17 protein-coding genes and 1 tRNA gene are annotated in these 16,614 nt (G+C 45.4%); 9 read left to right on the plus strand and 9 right to left on the minus strand.

The features are described from left to right. Positions 1-205 precede the first annotated feature (205 nt). Positions 206-1,282 (minus strand): alanine--glyoxylate aminotransferase family protein, encoded by a 1,077-nt coding sequence (locus WCV72_02485; protein ID MFA6458235.1) that lies wholly within the window; start codon positions 1,280-1,282, stop codon positions 206-208. Positions 1,283-1,480: 198 nt separating this feature from the next. Here WCV72_02485 and WCV72_02490 point away from each other — a divergent pair, with 198 nt between their 5' ends. The 4 genes from WCV72_02490 (at position 1,481) to WCV72_02505 (ending at position 2,950) form a co-directional block, all read left to right on the plus strand. Beyond that, complete coding sequence (locus WCV72_02490; GenBank protein ID MFA6458236.1) at positions 1,481-1,777, plus strand: hypothetical protein; 297 nt, start codon at positions 1,481-1,483, stop codon at positions 1,775-1,777. 52 nt (positions 1,778-1,829) lie between these two features. Then, positions 1,830-2,105 carry a hypothetical protein gene (locus tag WCV72_02495; GenBank protein MFA6458237.1) on the plus strand — a complete coding sequence of 92 codons (276 nt, stop codon included), beginning with the start codon at positions 1,830-1,832 and terminating at the stop codon, positions 2,103-2,105. Between the two features lie 161 nt (positions 2,106-2,266). Then, the gene (locus tag WCV72_02500; GenBank protein MFA6458238.1) at positions 2,267-2,536 is read left to right on the plus strand and encodes a hypothetical protein; all 270 of its coding nucleotides are present in this window, start codon (positions 2,267-2,269) and stop codon (positions 2,534-2,536) included. 90 nt (positions 2,537-2,626) lie between these two features. Beyond that, positions 2,627-2,950 (plus strand): hypothetical protein, encoded by a 324-nt coding sequence (locus WCV72_02505; GenBank protein ID MFA6458239.1) that lies wholly within the window; start codon positions 2,627-2,629, stop codon positions 2,948-2,950. Here WCV72_02505 and smpB read toward each other — a convergent pair. Further along, positions 2,937-3,395 (minus strand): SsrA-binding protein SmpB, encoded by a 459-nt coding sequence (gene smpB / locus WCV72_02510; GenBank protein ID MFA6458240.1) that lies wholly within the window; start codon positions 3,393-3,395, stop codon positions 2,937-2,939. The two genes, WCV72_02505 and smpB, sit on opposite strands and share 14 nt — an antisense overlap. A gap of 113 nt (positions 3,396-3,508) precedes the next feature. On the opposite strand from smpB, the gene metK reads away from it, so the two are divergent. Further along, positions 3,509-4,639 (plus strand): methionine adenosyltransferase, encoded by a 1,131-nt coding sequence (metK, locus tag WCV72_02515; protein ID MFA6458241.1) that lies wholly within the window; start codon positions 3,509-3,511, stop codon positions 4,637-4,639. A 303-nt stretch (positions 4,640-4,942) separates the two neighbouring features. Here the strand turns inward: metK and WCV72_02520 are convergent, their stop codons facing one another. Together WCV72_02520 and WCV72_02525 are read right to left on the minus strand one after the other, a co-directional pair. Then, positions 4,943-5,749, minus strand: a complete 807-nt coding sequence (locus WCV72_02520) for a hypothetical protein (protein MFA6458242.1) — start codon at positions 5,747-5,749, stop codon at positions 4,943-4,945. A gap of 3 nt (positions 5,750-5,752) precedes the next feature. Beyond that, positions 5,753-6,253: a hypothetical protein gene (locus tag WCV72_02525; GenBank protein ID MFA6458243.1), complete on the minus strand. Its 501-nt coding sequence runs from the start codon at positions 6,251-6,253 to the stop codon at positions 5,753-5,755. Between the two features lie 246 nt (positions 6,254-6,499). On the opposite strand from WCV72_02525, the gene gltX reads away from it, so the two are divergent. The 3 genes from gltX (at position 6,500) to typA (ending at position 10,224) form a co-directional block, all read left to right on the plus strand. Beyond that, a complete protein-coding gene (gltX, locus tag WCV72_02530; GenBank protein ID MFA6458244.1) occupies positions 6,500-7,927 on the plus strand; it encodes a glutamate--tRNA ligase in 1,428 nt (475 codons plus the stop codon). Positions 7,928-7,976: 49 nt separating this feature from the next. Then, a complete protein-coding gene (locus WCV72_02535) occupies positions 7,977-8,324 on the plus strand; it encodes a hypothetical protein (GenBank protein MFA6458245.1) in 348 nt (115 codons plus the stop codon). Between the two features lie 100 nt (positions 8,325-8,424). After that, a complete protein-coding gene (gene typA / locus WCV72_02540) occupies positions 8,425-10,224 on the plus strand; it encodes a translational GTPase TypA (GenBank protein MFA6458246.1) in 1,800 nt (599 codons plus the stop codon). A gap of 257 nt (positions 10,225-10,481) precedes the next feature. Here the strand turns inward: typA and WCV72_02545 are convergent, their stop codons facing one another. The 4 genes from WCV72_02545 to WCV72_02560 are packed head-to-tail and all read right to left on the minus strand — an operon-like array spanning position 10,482 to position 13,223. Next, positions 10,482-11,171 (minus strand): phosphatase PAP2-related protein, encoded by a 690-nt coding sequence (locus tag WCV72_02545; GenBank protein ID MFA6458247.1) that lies wholly within the window; start codon positions 11,169-11,171, stop codon positions 10,482-10,484. Further along, positions 11,128-12,312 carry a glycosyltransferase gene (locus tag WCV72_02550; GenBank protein ID MFA6458248.1) on the minus strand — a complete coding sequence of 395 codons (1,185 nt, stop codon included), beginning with the start codon at positions 12,310-12,312 and terminating at the stop codon, positions 11,128-11,130. Before WCV72_02550 ends, WCV72_02545 begins: the two co-directional genes overlap by 44 nt. Then, entirely contained in the window at positions 12,312-12,884 is a 573-nt protein-coding gene (locus WCV72_02555; protein ID MFA6458249.1) for a DedA family protein, read from the minus strand. The genes WCV72_02550 and WCV72_02555 overlap by 1 nt, the downstream gene beginning before the upstream one ends. Before the next feature lie 57 nt (positions 12,885-12,941). Continuing rightward, entirely contained in the window at positions 12,942-13,223 is a 282-nt protein-coding gene (locus tag WCV72_02560; GenBank protein MFA6458250.1) for a DUF5661 family protein, read from the minus strand. A 209-nt stretch (positions 13,224-13,432) separates the two neighbouring features. Here WCV72_02560 and WCV72_02565 point away from each other — a divergent pair. Further along, positions 13,433-13,507: transfer RNA gene (locus WCV72_02565), tRNA-Gln, on the plus strand. A gap of 90 nt (positions 13,508-13,597) precedes the next feature. Here the strand turns inward: WCV72_02565 and WCV72_02570 are convergent. After that, positions 13,598-16,519, minus strand: a complete 2,922-nt coding sequence (locus WCV72_02570) for a hypothetical protein (GenBank protein ID MFA6458251.1) — start codon at positions 16,517-16,519, stop codon at positions 13,598-13,600. Positions 16,520-16,614 lie beyond the last annotated feature (95 nt).

Raw genomic sequence — 16,614 nt, forward strand, 5'->3', positions numbered from 1 at the left:
CGCCGCGCGAATCTCGAAACTAATTCGAAGTTTGAGTTGCACAAAATTAGGGTAATTTTTAATTCTTAATTTTGTAATTTTTAAATAAATTTCAATTTCTAATTTTTAAAAATTTGGATTTTGGATTTAGGATTTATTTATAAAATTAAAAATTGTAAAAATTCCCTATTTTTTCAGGGCTTCCCTATTCCCTATTCCCTATCCCCTATTCCGTGAGTCCATCGATCCAGGCGAGTAATTCTGAAACTCCAGCCGGCGTGTGATCGCCCATGTGTCCGATGCGGAAAGTTTTTTCTTTCAAGTCTTTGTAGCCATTCGCAATCTCGACATCGTGGTTGGCTTGCAGCTTCGCGTTCAATTCACCGATGTTCCAGCCGAGTGAATTCTCGAGCACGGAAACTCCCGGCGAATGAAAACCCTCTTCGGAAAAATATTTGATGCCACGGCGCGCCGCCCAATCCAGCGTAATTTTTTGCATCTCGGAATGATCCGCCCAGCGTTTTTCGATTCCGCCATTTTTCTCAATTTCGGATAATTGGAAATCCAGCGCGAACATGAGACTCACCGCCGGCGTGATAATCGTGTTGTTTTTTTCCGCCGCTTTTTCCCACTCAGTGAAATTGAAGTAATAGCCTTTGCGTCCCTGCGGCTGATTTTTCGCACGCTCGAGAATCTCAGGTGTGACGGAACAAAATGCCAAACCCGATGGCAAAGCCAAAGCTTTTTGCATGCCGAAAAGCAGGAGATCAATTCCCCATTCATCGACGCGAATCTCCGTCGCCGCGAAGCTCGAGACAGCATCGACAAGCAAAACGACATTCGGAAATTTTTTGACGACGGCACCAATTTCTTTCAGTGGGGACAAAACACCCGTCGAAGTTTCAGAATGCGTGAACATCACCGCATCGATTTCTGAATCATTTTTCAAGGCATTTTCGACATCTTCCGGCTTGACCGCTTTGCCGAATTCGTAATTCAAACGGACAGCCTCGATGCCACACATTTCCGCGACCTCCGCCCACTTGTTGGAAAAAGCACCATTGCCGGGAACGAGCACTTTCTTCTTCACGGAATTTTTGAGCGCGGCTTCTATCACACCCGTCGCAGACGAAGTGGAAATGAAAACGCGATTCTGCGTGAACATGATTTTCTTGAGCCGTTCTTCGATCGAGGCATGCAGCGCCGCATATGCTTTGCCGCGGTGACCAATCATCGAGCGCGTCTGCGCCTGCAATTGCGCCGGAAAAACTTCGGTCGGTCCAGGAATGAAAAGTTTGGGCATTGGGAGGTAAGGATTAAGTTTGTAAGGAGTAATAAGGTGTAAGGAGTAAGAATTAAGAACTAAGGAGTAAGTTTGTAAGAATTAAGTTAAGAGTTGAGAAATAAAAGCCGGGTGAGTTTAGCCGAATTTCGTGCTTCGCGAAACGCGATTTGCAAAAAGAATAGATTTACCTAAAAATACAGTCTTTAATTTTTTAAGATGACTGAAGAATTTAAACTCGAAGAAATTGCCGAGGTACGCCCCGAGCTTAAACTTGCTGATTACGCAGAAACCCTTCGCGTCATCGACGCTGGCATCACGCAACTAAGAAGTAATTTTGAGGCTAGCTTAAAGCAAGCCGAAGGCGAACAAACTGGACTTCCAATTGGAGGACTGGAAGATGATTTAAAAAAACTTGAACTCACTGAAAACACTGAAAAGCGAATTGGAGAACTCGAGGCATATTATCTAGAAATCCAAGAAGAAGCTCGCGAAAGATTTGGGGTAATTCTGTAATTCCCATGAATCACAATTCGCGAAAAAACTAAGCTGAGAAAAACCTGCATTTATGACCAAAGAAACCCTAAGCAAGCGCCCTGCTCTCACCCTCGACAGTATTCGTCGGACTGTCCAAATGAATGAAACTACCATCGCACAGCTGAGAAACAACTCTCGAAACAGTGTCGTCAAACCTGAATTACAAATCGGCGACGACGACGGCTTTGCCTCTTTTGAAGATAATTTCGCAAGGGATGTTGGTGCGCTTATGATCATCGAACAACGCCAAACAGCAAACCAAAAATTACGAGAGCTAGCACGCGAAGAATTCGGAGAAACCATTTAAATTTCCAGCGTTTGGATTTTTTAAGCCTTGAGTCTTGATGCACACCTGCCGTTAACCCAGCACTTTGCACCGGCGCGATTTTAGAAAATTCACTCAGCGACTTAGCAACTTAATGACTCAAAGACCATCCGAACCAACTGACCCATGACCCTCCGAACCTAATGAATCAACTCCAGAAAGCTCCGGACGAAAATTTGACTGCGCTTGCGACTACGCTTCAAGGAAAATCTCGTGAGCTTGGTTTAGCCATGCTGGCTTTCAAGGGCGACGGAAATTCATTGAGCGAAATAAGTGAAATATCCCAAATGAGCGATGTCGAATTCGACGCATATAATCAAATCAGACTCAGCCTCGTAGAAAAAATTCTTGCGCTTGAAACTGAGACTGCAGAAATCCGAACAGCAATCCGAACAACGACTCGTATGAATTAAAGATAAGTTTCACCACTTCGAATCTCCACCTACACACGACTTGCGAAAAAAATTACTTTGCCTAAAATATAGTCTTCAAATTTTTAGACAATGTATCTACATCCTCTCTCTCGAGCTCACGAAGCTACTCCTAATAAACAAGAGCTAACTCTTGAGCAAAAATTGCGTAAAACACCAATTGAAAATCTTGCTGAGATGGTAAGGAAAAATTCGCAAACAGTTTTTGAGTTAAAAAATCAACTCGCATTCATAGCTAAAAATATGGATCAAATAATCCCCGAGGGAGTTCCTCATGCGATTGCCGCCAAAGACGCCCTCCTGGATTCCATTGAAGAACTGCGAGCTGAAATTCGACCAGTCGTCGAAGCACTCCGGAAGAAGACTAAAGCCAACAAAACAGTTAGAAACTCTTAACTCCGCGACGCAAATCGCGCTCGACATCACGCTGCTTGATCGTCTCGCGCTTGTCCCATTTTTTCTTGCCGCGGGCGAGCGCGAGCTTGGCTTTGATTTTACCGTGAGCCAGATGCAGATTCAGCACGACGACCGTCGCGCCTTTTTCGTTTAAACTTTTTTCAATCGTTTTGATCTCGCGCGCATTGAGCAGAATCTTGCGGTCACGCGCTTTTTCGTGCGGCTGATTTTTGGCGAATTGGTAAATCGGAATTTCGAGCCCGGTCAGCCACAATTCACCGCGCCGCACTTTGACGAAGCTGCCTGCGAGACGCGGACGATTCGTGCGCAGCGATTTCGTCTCGACACCGGTCAAGACCAAACCCGCTTCGAATTCTTCGAGAATTTCGAAATGAAAGCGCGCAGCGCGATTCTCAGCGATGATGTCAGGCGAGAGTTTTTTCACGCGAGAATTTTAGCTGAAAGCCCAATGCTTTGATAAAATCAAAAAGCTCGCAAACAAAAAACTTAATCCTGAAAAACTTATTCCTTAATCCTTACAAACTTAATCCTTACTTCTTGCTCTTCACCTCTGAATCAGTCACGATCGGCCATCCCGACAAACTCGCGGATCAAATCTCGGACGCGATTGTCGATGACCTCATTCGCCAGGACAAGCAGAGCCGCATCGCCGTGGAGACTTTGGTGACGAATGGTCTGGCTTTGGTCGCAGGTGAAATCACGACGCGCGGTTTCGCCGATATTCCAAGCTTGGTCCGCGAGACGATTCGAAATGCGGGCTACGACGATGCGAAGTTCGGTTTTGATTTTCGCGCCTGTGCCGTTTTGACTTCGATTCACGAGCAGTCACCCGACATCGCCCGCGGCACGAATTCCAAGCTCGGCAAAAATTTGGGGGCCGGCGATCAAGGTTTGATGTTTGGTTACGCCTGTCGCGAGACGGCGGAATTGATGCCTTTGCCAATCACGCTGGCGCACGCGCTGACGGCGCGTTTGGCAGAAGCGCGGCAGCAAAAAATTCTCGACTTCCTGCGACCAGATGGTAAGAGCCAGGTTTCGGTGGAATACGATAAGAATGGAAAACCAAAACGCGTCGCGACCGTCGTCGTTTCGACTCAGCACGATGAAAAAGTGACGAACGGTAAATTGAAAAACGCCGTCATCGAGAAAATTATTCGACCCGTGCTCGGCGAATTTCTCGACGCGAAGACGGAAATCCTCGTGAACCCGACTGGGCGTTTCGTGCGTGGCGGTCCGCCCGCCGATACTGGCATGACTGGGAGGAAAATTATCGTCGACACTTACGGTGGCATGGCACGCCACGGCGGAGGTGCTTTCAGTGGCAAAGACCCGACGAAAGTCGATCGCAGTGCCGCCTACGCTGCACGATGGGTCGCGAAAAATTTGGTCGCCGCCGGCTTCGCGGATCGACTTGAATTACAAATCGCCTACGCCATCGGTCACCCCAAACCGATCTCAATCAGTGTTGAAACTTTTGGAACAGGGAAAATCGCGGATGAAAAAATCATCACCGCCATCACCAAAGTTTTTGACCTCAGCCCGGCGGGCATTTTGCGAGAGCTGGATTTGGTGCGACCGATTTACCTGCGGACTGCGACCGGCGGACACTTCGGTCGGCCGGAATTTTCTTGGGAAAAAACGAATCGCGTCAGTGCTTTATTGGCCTAAATCCCGAAGCCCAGAAACATGGAGCATGGAGAGTTGTTAAGTCTTTAAGTCTTTGAGTCAGTTTTTTCTAAAATCGCGCCGGTGCAAAGTGGTGGGCTAATTGAACTTGCGGGAGTCTACAAATTTTTAAATTTTTACAATTTTTAATTTTATAAATAAATCCTAAGTCCAAATTTTTAAAAATTAGAAATTGAAATTTATTTAAAAATTACAAAATTAAGAATTAAAAATTACCCTACAGAGACTTTAAAATTTGAAAATTTATCGCCGCCCAAATCCAAATTAGCTTCGAGATTCACCTTATCAAAAGGAGAGAAAATCAGTGACTGAATCCCAGACATCGCCAAGCATGTCCAGAAGCCCTGTACCATCAGCCGCTGCTGTCGCGGGCGTACTGAAATCAAGCATCAACACGCCTTTGACGATGATATAGCTCGCCGCGGCGAAAGCGAGACCCGTGATTCCCCAGATAATCGCATTTTTGGCTTTTTTGACAGCTGCCTCGTCGCCCCAGCCATTGACCAGAGTCGCACCCGCGAAAGAAATGACGAAGGTCGCGATGAAGGCCATCGCGTAAATCAAAAATTGAGCGACAATCGGTAAAAACTGTTCTTTGAAATCAGCCTGCGGCAAAGCTTTGACCTCGGGGACTTTATCCCAATTCGTCTCTGCGAAAGGCAAAATGTCGGCCGTTTTGGCTGCGAGCAAATTCGCCGCCGGAACTTCGAATTGGATATTGACGATGATCTGCACGATCGCGAAAGATAGCAGCGCGAGGAGCACACCAGCGATACTCCAGATGATAGTTTTGTGCGCCACTTTGAGTTGCTCTTCGTTACCCATCGCCGTGAGGTATTGGTAACCGCCGATGATGAGGAAAATTACAGCCAGCGCAGCCGTCCAGCCAATCGCCTGATCGATTAAATTCCTGAGAAAAGTCCCCTGCATCCACTCGGTCACATTGGGCGCAATGGTGCCTTTGGTCTCATCGTCCGCACCAGGCAAAATCGTACCGCCGATTAATTGCGGCATGTCAGCCAAAACTCCAACTGGCACGAGCGCGAAAGCGAATGACGCGAGGAGCAACGAAATCAGAATTTTGCGCAACATTTTTTAAGTGAAAAAAGTCGGATTGATGGTGTACAGAATCAAACTAGAGAGAAAAAGTAGTGTGAGTCCCACAAGCGCGGCGAGGATCCGATCCTTGCCCGACTGTAATCCAGCCTGATTCGCACCAGCGGTAGAAATTTCAATACCACCGAAGACAATCATCAGGACGGCGACAAATCCGATTGTTCCAGCGAGAAATTTGTAAACTAGCGCGATGTAATTCGTGAGAATTTCATTGCCGTCGTCACCCTCGATGACTTGCTGCCAGAGAATCGAGCCTTTGCGGCAGACCCACTTGATCGTCTCGCCGCTCTGAGTCGTCGTCGTGTACTGATCGTCCGGGCTTTGCGTACATGGTTCCGTAGGCGGCGGAGAAAATGGTGTCTGCAAAGTAACCTCGAATTTCTTTTCATCAGCGGCAAAAACCGCACCGCTTGCTGCACAGAAAATAAACAAAGCAAGCAGGATTGCGCCGAGCCGGTTTTTTGATTTCAGTTTTTGCATTTTTGAATCTTGGAATTTTACCACGAAATAATGTTTATATCAAATATCAGAACCAAAAATAAGCCTCTCCTGTCTATTTGACAGAGGTTTTTTAATTTTTAAATTTTTACAATTTTTAAATAAATCTTAATTTCTAATTTTTAAAAATTTAGATTTTGAATTTGTTTACAAAATTAAAAATTATAAAATTAAAAATTTCACCAAATATCAGCGTGTTAAAATCGCTTCATCTTAGAATAAAGCCCAATGATCAAAGTCCGCTTTCCCCCCTCCCCGACCGGACCGATGCACATCGGCACTGCCCGAACTATGCTCGTGAATTTTTTGTTCGCGCGCCAGCACAGAGGGAAAATTGTTTTTCGGAGTGAGGATACCGACCGCGCACGCTCGACCCGGGAATTTGAAAAAGAAATTTTGGACGGCATTAGCTGGCTCGGGCTGGATTTCGACGAAGGGCCGTTTCGCCAATCCGAGCGCGATGCAGTTTACGAGAAATATTTTGAACAGCTGAAAAAGTCCGGCGCGATTTATCCCTGTTTTTGTAGTGCGGCAGAGCTCGAAGCCGAGCGCGAAACGCAGAACGCACAGAAATTACCACCGCGCTACTCGGGCAAATGTCGCGATTTGTCAGCGGAAGAAATTGCCGAATTTGAAAAAGCCGGACGCAAACCGGTGTGGCGTTTCCGCGTCCCGGCTAGCGAAATCAAATTCACTGACCTCGTGCGTGGCGAAATTTCTGAGCGAGGTGAAAACATCGCCGACTTCGTGATTCGTAAATCCGACGGTCAATTCCTTTACCACTTCACCGTCGTCGTCGACGATGTCGAAATGAAAATCAGCCATGTCATCCGCGGCGAAGATCACATTTCCAATACTTCGAAACACATTTTGCTCTTCGAGGCGCTCGGTGCGGAGGTACCGCGCTTCGGACACCTTCCGCTACTGCTGAATAAAGACCGCTCGAAAATGTCGAAGCGCGACGAATCGGGCAAACCGGCGACAGTGGAAAGATTGAAAAATGACGGCTATCTGCCCGGGGCAGTCGTGAATTTTCTCGCGCTGCTCGGCTGGAATCCGGGCGGAGGATCCGAGCAAGAATTTTTTTCAATGGATGAATTGGTCGCGAAATTCGACTTCGCGGGTGTCGCGAAAGCCGGTGCGGTTTTTGATTTGGAAAGATTGAATTTTTTTAATGCGCACTATTTGCGGCAATTGCCGATTGAAGAATTAGTCGAGCGAGTGAAACCATTTTTAAATTTTGTGGTCGATGACGATGTGCGTCTGAAAAAAGCTGTGCAGCTCGCGTCCGAGCGGATGCAATTTTTGGCAGAAGCACCGCAATTTTTGCACTATTTTTTCGGCGAAATTGACCCGCCACTTGAGCTTTTCGAGAATGCAAAAATGAAAGTCGACCGCGCGAGCTCGATCGAGGCGCTCGAAAAAAGTTTGCCTGTCTTAGAAAAAATTGAAAACTGGACGACAGAAGAAATCCAAAAAGAACTTCTCGCCCTAGTAGCGGAGCTCGGTTGGAAAAATGGTCAACTCCTCTGGCCGCTGCGCGCCGCGCTCACCGGCGAGAAATTTTCGCCCGGAGTCTGGGAAATGGCGGACGCGCTCGGTCGAGATGAAAGCCTGACGCGCATGCGAAAAATGCTTGACAAACTAAAAAAATAGGATTAAGCTCGCTTCCTTTTTCGCTCGGAAATTGTAAACTCTCGCCGTAATGAAACTCTCTCACCTCACCGAAATCGTCAAAAATGTGGCTGCGACGCTGACATGCCCAAAATGTGGTAAGCACTTCGTGGGCGATGCCGTCGATGTTGTGGATATCACCGGCGACCGCGGACTTTTTTCGGCGCACTGCCTGCACTGCAATTCCGCCACTTTGGTCGCGATGAATATCCGCGAGTACCGCCAGAAGATTGCGAAGCGTGAACGCCAAATTTCGAAAGTCGCGTTTAATAAAATCGCGCCTGCCGATGTCGTCGAGATGAAAAACTTTTTGGAAGACTTCGACGGCGACTTCCGCAAAATTTTGGAAGAACCCGACCGCAAGAAGCGCGTCGAGTAATTTTGCCTCGCTCGGATTAATCAATCCGTAGCTCGCGGTTTTGGTTTTACTAATGCCGACATATCTACCCCCTAAACCCTAAACCCTACCCCCCTAATAAATGACTGAAAAAATAATCACACTCGGCGTCATCGCGCATGTCGATCACGGCAAGACGACACTCGTCGACGCACTACTGAAACAGGGCGGCGCGTTCGCGGCGCACGAAGCTGTCGGCGAACTCGTGATGGATTCGAATGCACAGGAGCGCGAACGCGGCATCACGATTTTGTCGAAAAACTGTTCGATTCGTCACAAAAATTTGAAGGTCAATATCGTCGACACACCTGGCCACGCCGATTTCTCAAGCGAGGTCGAACGCGTTTTGAAGGTCTGCGACACGGTGTTGCTGCTCGTCGATGCACAGGAAGGTCCGATGCCACAGACGCGTTTCGTCACGCAAAAGGCTTTGAAAATAGGTTTGAATCCGATTGTCGTAATTAATAAAATCGACAAACCTGGGTCAAATGTCGCGAAAGTCCACGATCAAATTTTTGATCTTTTTGCTGAGCTCGGCGCGACGGACGAGCAGCTCGACTTCCCGATGATTCTGACCATCGCGAAACAAGGCATCGCGAAATTAGCGGAATCAGACGAGTCGACGAATCTCGATCCCCTCTTTGATTTGATTCATTCGAAAATCGAACCGCGTGTCGGCTCAAGCGAAGGTGGGTTGCAGGCGCTGGTTTATTCGCTCGAATATGACAATCACCTCGGACGCATCGGCATCGCCCGCGTGATTCGCGGGAAGCTGAAAAAAGGCGAGGAAATCGCCATCGCCCGTCGCGATGGCTCAATCGCGAAAGGTCGCATTTCGAAAATGTTCGTTTTTCAAGGCGTGAGCAAAATCGAGGCAGATGAAGCTGCTGCCGGAGAAATCGTGGGCGTCGCCGGATTCGCGGATATCACGATTGGCGAGACTTTCACCGAGGTCGCGAAACCCGAAGCACTGCCAGTCATCGAAATCGGCGAACCGACTGTCGCGATGGCCTTCCATGTCAATACTTCTCCACTCGCGGGCAAAGAAGGCAAACTTGTCACGACGCGCCAAATTCGCGAGCGCCTTTTCCGTGAGCTCGAGACGAATGTCGGACTGCGCGTCGAAGAAATTCCGAATTCGGACAGCTACAAAGTCTCCGGTCGCGGCGAATTGCATCTCGCGGTTTTGATTGAAAATATGCGCCGCGAAGGCTTTGAATTAGCTGTCGGTCGTCCGGAAGTTATTTTGAAAGAAGTCGACGGCAAGAAACTCGAGCCGATTGAAACTGCGGTGGTCAATGTGCCGGACGAATTCACCGGCGGCGTGATTGAAAAAATGGGCAAACGCCGCGGCGAAATGCGCGACATGAAAGCCGAGGAAGGTTTCACGCGCATCGAATTCGAAATCCCGACACGCGGACTCATCGGCTACGCCAGCGAATTTATTCGCGACACGCGCGGCGAAGGCACGCTTGATCACATCTTTTTGAATTACGATGAATGGCGCGGCGCCATCCCCGCCCGCTCGAATGGCGTGCTGATTTCCCAGGAAAATGGCATCTCGGTCGGTTTTGCGCTTTCGAATTTGCAGGAACGCGGAATGCTTTTCATCGGACCACAGGTCGAAGTTTACGAAGGCATGATCATCGGCGAAGCTTCGCGCCCCGGCGACATCATCGTGAATCCGCTGAAAGGTAAGAAGCTGACGAACATGCGCTCGAGTGGCACGGACGAAGCGTTGAAATTGGTTCCACCGCGCAAATTGACGCTCGAGACGGCGATCGAATATGTCGCGGACGATGAGCTCGTCGAGATCACACCGAGCAAAATTCGCCTGCGCAAAAAGCTTTTGGTTGAGCACGAGCGCAAACGCGCGAAATAATTTAGCGGCTTAGAACTGTCTTGATTGTGTGAATCTTGAGACTAATCGAGGTTTGAGCTGCGCAAATTTTTAATTTTATCCGTCTCATTTTTAACCCCGGAATTAATTCCGGGGTTAGGAGTGCTGGCGGTAGAATCAGAGCGATGACCCTCGCAAGTTCAAGTTTATAAATGAACCGTCCATTTTTCTGTTAGCTCAAATATGCAGGTTCGAATTACAAATTCGAACCGGCACAAGAATTTTTGGCTGAGGAAAAATTACTTTGGAAAAATCGACTCGATGTTTTTGGCATTCAGGAAGCGGTGGTCTTTTTTGAAAATAACTTCGGCGATGTGAAAAATCGTGTAGGTAATGAAAAATGCGCCGAGTACATCAATCGAATAGTGGAGGTGCGCCAAAAGTACGACCACACCGAAAACGATGGCAGTCATGACGAAAGCAATACGCAGAAAACGATTTTCCCAAAAAATCAGCGCCAGCAAAAAAGGCAGACCCGTGTGACCCGAGAAAAACAAATCACCGCCGAAAGTAAAATCCCCGACGATGCTGGCAGGATTGATTTCCATGTGCGTCGGAAAAGGACCGATGTGCGTGATGGAGATGAATACCGCACGGATAATGACGAAAAGCGCAATGCTTTTGAGCGTGAAGGGAATGACTCGCGGTTTTACTAAACACAAAATTGCGACCAAAGCCCAAAACACAATCGAGCCATAAACAAATAAAAATTCGAGGTGAAAAACAGGGACATTGCTCAGGACAACATCCGTGACGAAATTACTGGAGCGGCTGGTCGCATACATTCCGGCGTGAAAATTAATCCACAGGCTTAAAGCAAACAGTAGAACAGCAAGCCCTGTTGAGGATAGAAAATTTTTATCGCGGAAATAAGTCCGGTACTGCTCAAGCACTCTTTGCACCCGACCGCGCGCGAGCAATTTGCTCAAGGTAAAGCTGTTCGAAAGCCGCAATAGTCTTAGTGATGTCATGTTTGGCGATGATAGCTAAACTGGCGGCACCAAACTTTTTTTGCAAGTCTGAATCAGCCAAAAGCTGGATAATTTTAGCGGATAATCCCGAAATGTCAGCAAGCTCGAAGAGAAAACCATTCTCCCCATCGTGCACTAATTCAGGCAAAGCCATCGCATTGACGCCGAGCACTGGCAGTCCAGCCGCGAGTGCTTCCATCGTGACGATGCTTTGCAGCTCAGCGATACCGGCGATGACGAAACAACTCGCCAGCAAGTAGAGCGCCGGCAAATCTGCATTCGGCACGAATCCGGCGAAAGTGACATGCTCGGCAATCCCAAGTTCGCGTGCCAGCTTTTCCAGTCTCTGGCGTTCGGCGCCCGTCCCCGCAATCACGAAGTGGAATTGTGTTTGCTGCCTCGCCAGTGCCACCGCGCGTAAAACGGTATCGAGATTTTTTTCACGATCAAGCCGTCCGACATAGAGCAGGATCGGCTGATTTGGTAAAGCGTAACGCTCGCGCAAATCAGCGGTCGGCTGACTGCGGTCGAATTTTTGTAAATCAATCCCGCAGGAAATCGCCTCGACCGGCAATTTGACTTTGTCACGAATCAAATCTGCCGCCGTCTCAGTCGGTGTGGTAATCCGCCCGACTTGATTGTAAATGCGCGCGAAATCACGCCACGCCCAGTTTTTGACGATATTGCGCATGAATTCCGGCACCGGCAAATAGTGAACCAGATTTTCCGGCATGAAGTGATTCGTCGCGACGATTGGCAGATTGTTTTTCTGACTCGCCTGGAAGACTTTGCGACCGATGTAAAAATGCGCCTGCAGATGGACGATGTCCGGCTGAAATTCGGTGAGGATGTTTTGGAAAGTAGCGTCCGAGGCGAAAGCCGCAAAACGAAAATCGCGGTAAAAAAAGACTGGCACAGACCTAATGCCATAAACCAAAATATCGTCGATGTAGGTTTTGGTGTGGGCGAAAGATTGCGCAGGTGCGACCACTGCCACCGTGTGATTTTTTTGGTGCAGCGCCTGCGCGAGCCTTTGCGCGAAGTAAGAAGCTCCGTTCACATGCGGGTAATAAGTGTCGGCCGCCAGCAAAATACGCATCAGGGTTTGGGATTAATTTTCCACTTACGGAACAAAAGAATCAGCACGATTGCGAGCGCGATGACGGAAGTGCTGGCAGCAAAGTAATTCAAATAGTTGTTGATTTGGAGATAGGCGTGTCCGAAAAGGATGCCGATGATGAGAAAAACCGCCGCCTGCAAAAGCGTCGTCAAAAAACAAATCAGAATGTAACGCCAATAAGAAATTTTGAGAGTACCCGCCGCGACCAAGCCGGTGAAGCCGATACCGTGAATCAGCTTGGCGAAAATAATCGTCTTATTGCGATGCTTATGAAAATACTGTTTCGCGTCTGCCATTTTTTCCGGAGTGATCTTGAGGAAATGTCCGAAGTGCGCGAATAAAAAATGAGCACCGAAACGCCCAAGCGAATAATACAAAGTATCACCCACTAAATCACCCGCGACGATGATGGCATAGACGACGAAAGGATTAAAAATTCCAAGCGTGACGAAAAATCCTCCGAGCACAGAGACGATCGGACCTTCGACAATCGCGAGCGGAATAAGTAAATGATACTTATAAGCCAGTAGCAGTGAAACTAATGAGCTCAAACCGTGGGAATTAAATGATAATAGACATGGGCGTAGTCAATCTCGGCGCGCGCTTAGCTAATTTTGCGTTTCCCAGAACGCCTCCGCCTCTTTTTCCATTTTAGCTAAACGCTCGTAATAATCTGGAAATTCGTGCAAATGCGCGAGTGCAATTTTACCAGTCATGAGCGGATCGTCATTACTGACATTCGTAGAAGCAGCAACCAAGCCGTGTTCTAGCTCGACGACCATCCCCGCGCGAAAAGATTCGAGCGTAAATTTAACTTGGACGAAATCAATGCCAAGCTGCTCTGCGACGGCACTGGCTTCTTCGACCGTGAAATGGCGTTTGCTGCTCATTTTGTAGGAGTTAATTAAAATCGGAACCGCACTATGTTAGCGCAAAAATCAAAGCTTTGTTAAAATTCCGGCACTTTTTCCTTAAGAACGAACTGAGGATTAAGTTGGTAAGGATTAAGTTGGTAAGGAGTAAGGATTAAGTTGGTAAGAACTAAGGGTTAACTACCAATCCTGAAGGGACCCCTTCGGGGCTACCAACTAATAACTATTGGGGCGTCGCCAAGCGGTAAGGCACCGGGTTTTGGTCCCGGCATGCGTGGGTTCGAATCCTACCGCCCCAGCCATCACGGGCAGTGAGTCTGACTCACTTGCCCTAGGTAGGGGTGCGCAAATAGCGACCCATGTGCCTTGGTCATAAGGGCAGGTTCGTTAAACTAAGATTCATATCTTCTTTTCCTTCTCTGTATACCCCGTCTATGATCTCTCTCTTCAGATTCTATTCCTTTAATTAGATATTCTTTATAAGCGATAATAAATTCGTGTAATTTTTTATTTTTGCCTATCTTCCAATTATTGGCTGCTGCTAGTTTCCTACGGTATGCGTTTGCCATAATTGGCTCGCTTGCCAAACCTGATACGCCACCAGGATTTGCGATATGTACTATGAAATCGTTCCACATTCTTTCATCGCTTGGTAATTTTTTAATGGCATATAAAATTATTTCAGTTATCACATCTCCTGAATACCAACTAGTCAATCCATGTAGTAATTCTTTTGATTCTTCGTGCTTTCCATTGTCAATTATTCGATGAATACGATCTACTAAGTGATCACATAGTCCTGGGTAAAGACTATGCAAAGTGTATCCAACTTTCCAAGTGTCTATTTGATCTAGCCATTTTAATATCTCATCAATTATTGGTTTTTGACTAACATGGAGTGCATCTGTCCAGTAGTTATTACTTCTTGGTATATCAGAGTAACGAGAATCTACCAATCCCCTCATGCTTTGTTGAAATTGTATTCGGCTCATCAATAAATGAGTAAACATTTTTGGATAATTTCTAATAAGGTGTTGAAGGACATGCGGTAAATGATAGTCATCAACATGATTTATTTTTATAAATCCATAGGAAATTCTTTCCCAGTCGCTTTTTTTAAATTTTTTTAAAATAGTTTTTTTACTATCCTGCTCATAAAATTCATTAACCCACTTGTAATATTTTTCTTTGTTTAGTTCTTCAATAATTTGAAGTAGAAATTCTTTCTGTGATGTATCGCAGAAACCTATTTTTCTTAAGATGTATACTAAAATATTTATTTTTTCTGATCGTCTTTTCATAGATTTTGATTTTTTAAAAATCTCTTTAAGTAAATTAACAGTGTCACGTCCTTTTAAATTACACATTGCGATTGTAATTTCGAATAAATAAAGTCCTTGCCTTATCCAATTGCTCATCATCCTTTCTACCTGTGTTTGCTTATTCGATTGCCAAACTCCTTGCATTAGTGGGCTCATGAATTCTCTAAGGTGTTTATGCTTATTTTTCAGTAATTTTATCGCTAAAATAGGTTTGTCTACGCCTATCTTTAGTAATAACTCCTTAAAGTAAAGAAATTTGCTTGAATCCTTTTCTTGTAAGTTTGTGCCAGCAAACTTTACGATTCGTCTCTGCCACTTGTTAAAAGTTTTAGCTGATATATCAGTTAAATATTCCTCTACTCTTTCACTCCTAACTGCTCGCTCATCATCAATAGACGAATTTTTTTTGTGGCGAAAATCCCAACCAACAAGTGCACGATAAATATCATATTCCGGATTGCTATTCAATGTTTCAGACAGTTTCGCCAAAGCTGGTAGTCCTTCATCACCAAATACTCTTTCTGCGATAAGGAACTGACCTTCGATATGTAGCAATAAGTTAAGCGATTCCTTACTCGCTATGTTGGCATAAAACCTCGATACTGAATCAGTGCTATCTTTAACTATTTCTCTAATCTCACCGCCATGAGATGACGCGTAGAGAGCACAACTAAATGCCTGCAGTAACACTCTTTTCTGTGAATAAGTGGTTGCACGAAGATATAACTGTTTCAGAAGAAAAATCCACTTATTACGGATATTTTTAATGTTTTTATCCGCCGGTAAAGAGCCAGATGAAAAATTAATAACTTCGCATCCATCTTTAAAGTCTGTTGTTGTTGCCTCATAACTTGCACTCAAAATTGAGCTTGAAGCTCCACAAATAAGAGGTAGTAATTCCAATCTTTTGCTTATGTTGTTGTTCTTAATTTCATTTAGAAAAATTTCTTGAACAATGCATCCTTGTTTTTTAATAACATTGATATTGTATGTTGTAGTTCTTTTTATGCATTCGGTTATATTGTTTTGTGCTTCTGACTCAGATATAAAAAACAGTTTTATCAAAATCCGAAAAGCATAATCTATTGCTTGATATTTGAGTTGGTTTATTAGCGCCACTATCGCCACCACTACATCACAATGATTTTTACCCTCCCATACACCAAAAGGGGTAGTTTCTTTTATGATTTTATTTGTTTTTGAGTTTAGTGCTAAGTCATATAGCGCATCAAATAATTTTTTTATTTCCGTGATTTTTGGAGCCTCTTCTAATGACTCAACGTCTTTTTTAATGGAATCTATCCATGCATAGATTTCATTATTATTATTTGATTTAGCTAATAATTTCAACTCAAATAAATCTAGTTTCGATGGGGCTCTGCGAGCCAAATTATACTGCTCTGTAATGTACTCCCAATCTTCTTGCGCTTTATTCAAGCTAAGCATTACATCTCCAGCAATCCTTCCTAATTTTTCAAACATATAGGGAAATTTTTTCTTTATTTCCTCATTATTTTTATAAAGAATGTCGTGCTCTAGTTCATTCCATGCATGAAACATTACCGTTGTAAGTTGTATTTCAAATTTTATTTTGTCGAATTTTGTGTATTCAGGTAGCTCAGATCTAGGTTTTTTAAAAACTCCAATAAAGTGGTATGCACTATACTTTTCGTCTGACTGTTTATCTTTAAATCTACCCTCGAATTCTTGATCTAGGATCCCTAAAAACTTTTGTAAATCAGACCTGAGATAGAAAATGATTCTACATCCTGCCAAGTCGGGAATATCGTCTAGATCCTTAATATTTTTATATTTGTCTTTATTCTCAAAGTTCTTCTTTAAAGAAATAACCTCTTTAGCCCGCGCTTGAACAACCTGATAATTGACTTCTTTATCTAAAAGCCCCTCCAAAAGAGACTTTAATGCAATCACACATTCTTCATAAATAGGCCTTTTTTCTTTGTATTCGGCAATAAGCAATTCGGGGTCCATTAATTAATAATAATTTCTTCAAATTGAATTTTAGAGCTTGAGAATAAAATTCTCTACTTAGACCGTTATGTGCCCCGACTCGTGGGGGGCAGGGT

Source organism: Patescibacteria group bacterium (assembly GCA_041665585.1).
In the GTDB taxonomy this organism is placed as follows: domain Bacteria; phylum Patescibacteriota; class Gracilibacteria; order JAHISY01; family JAHISY01; genus JAHISY01.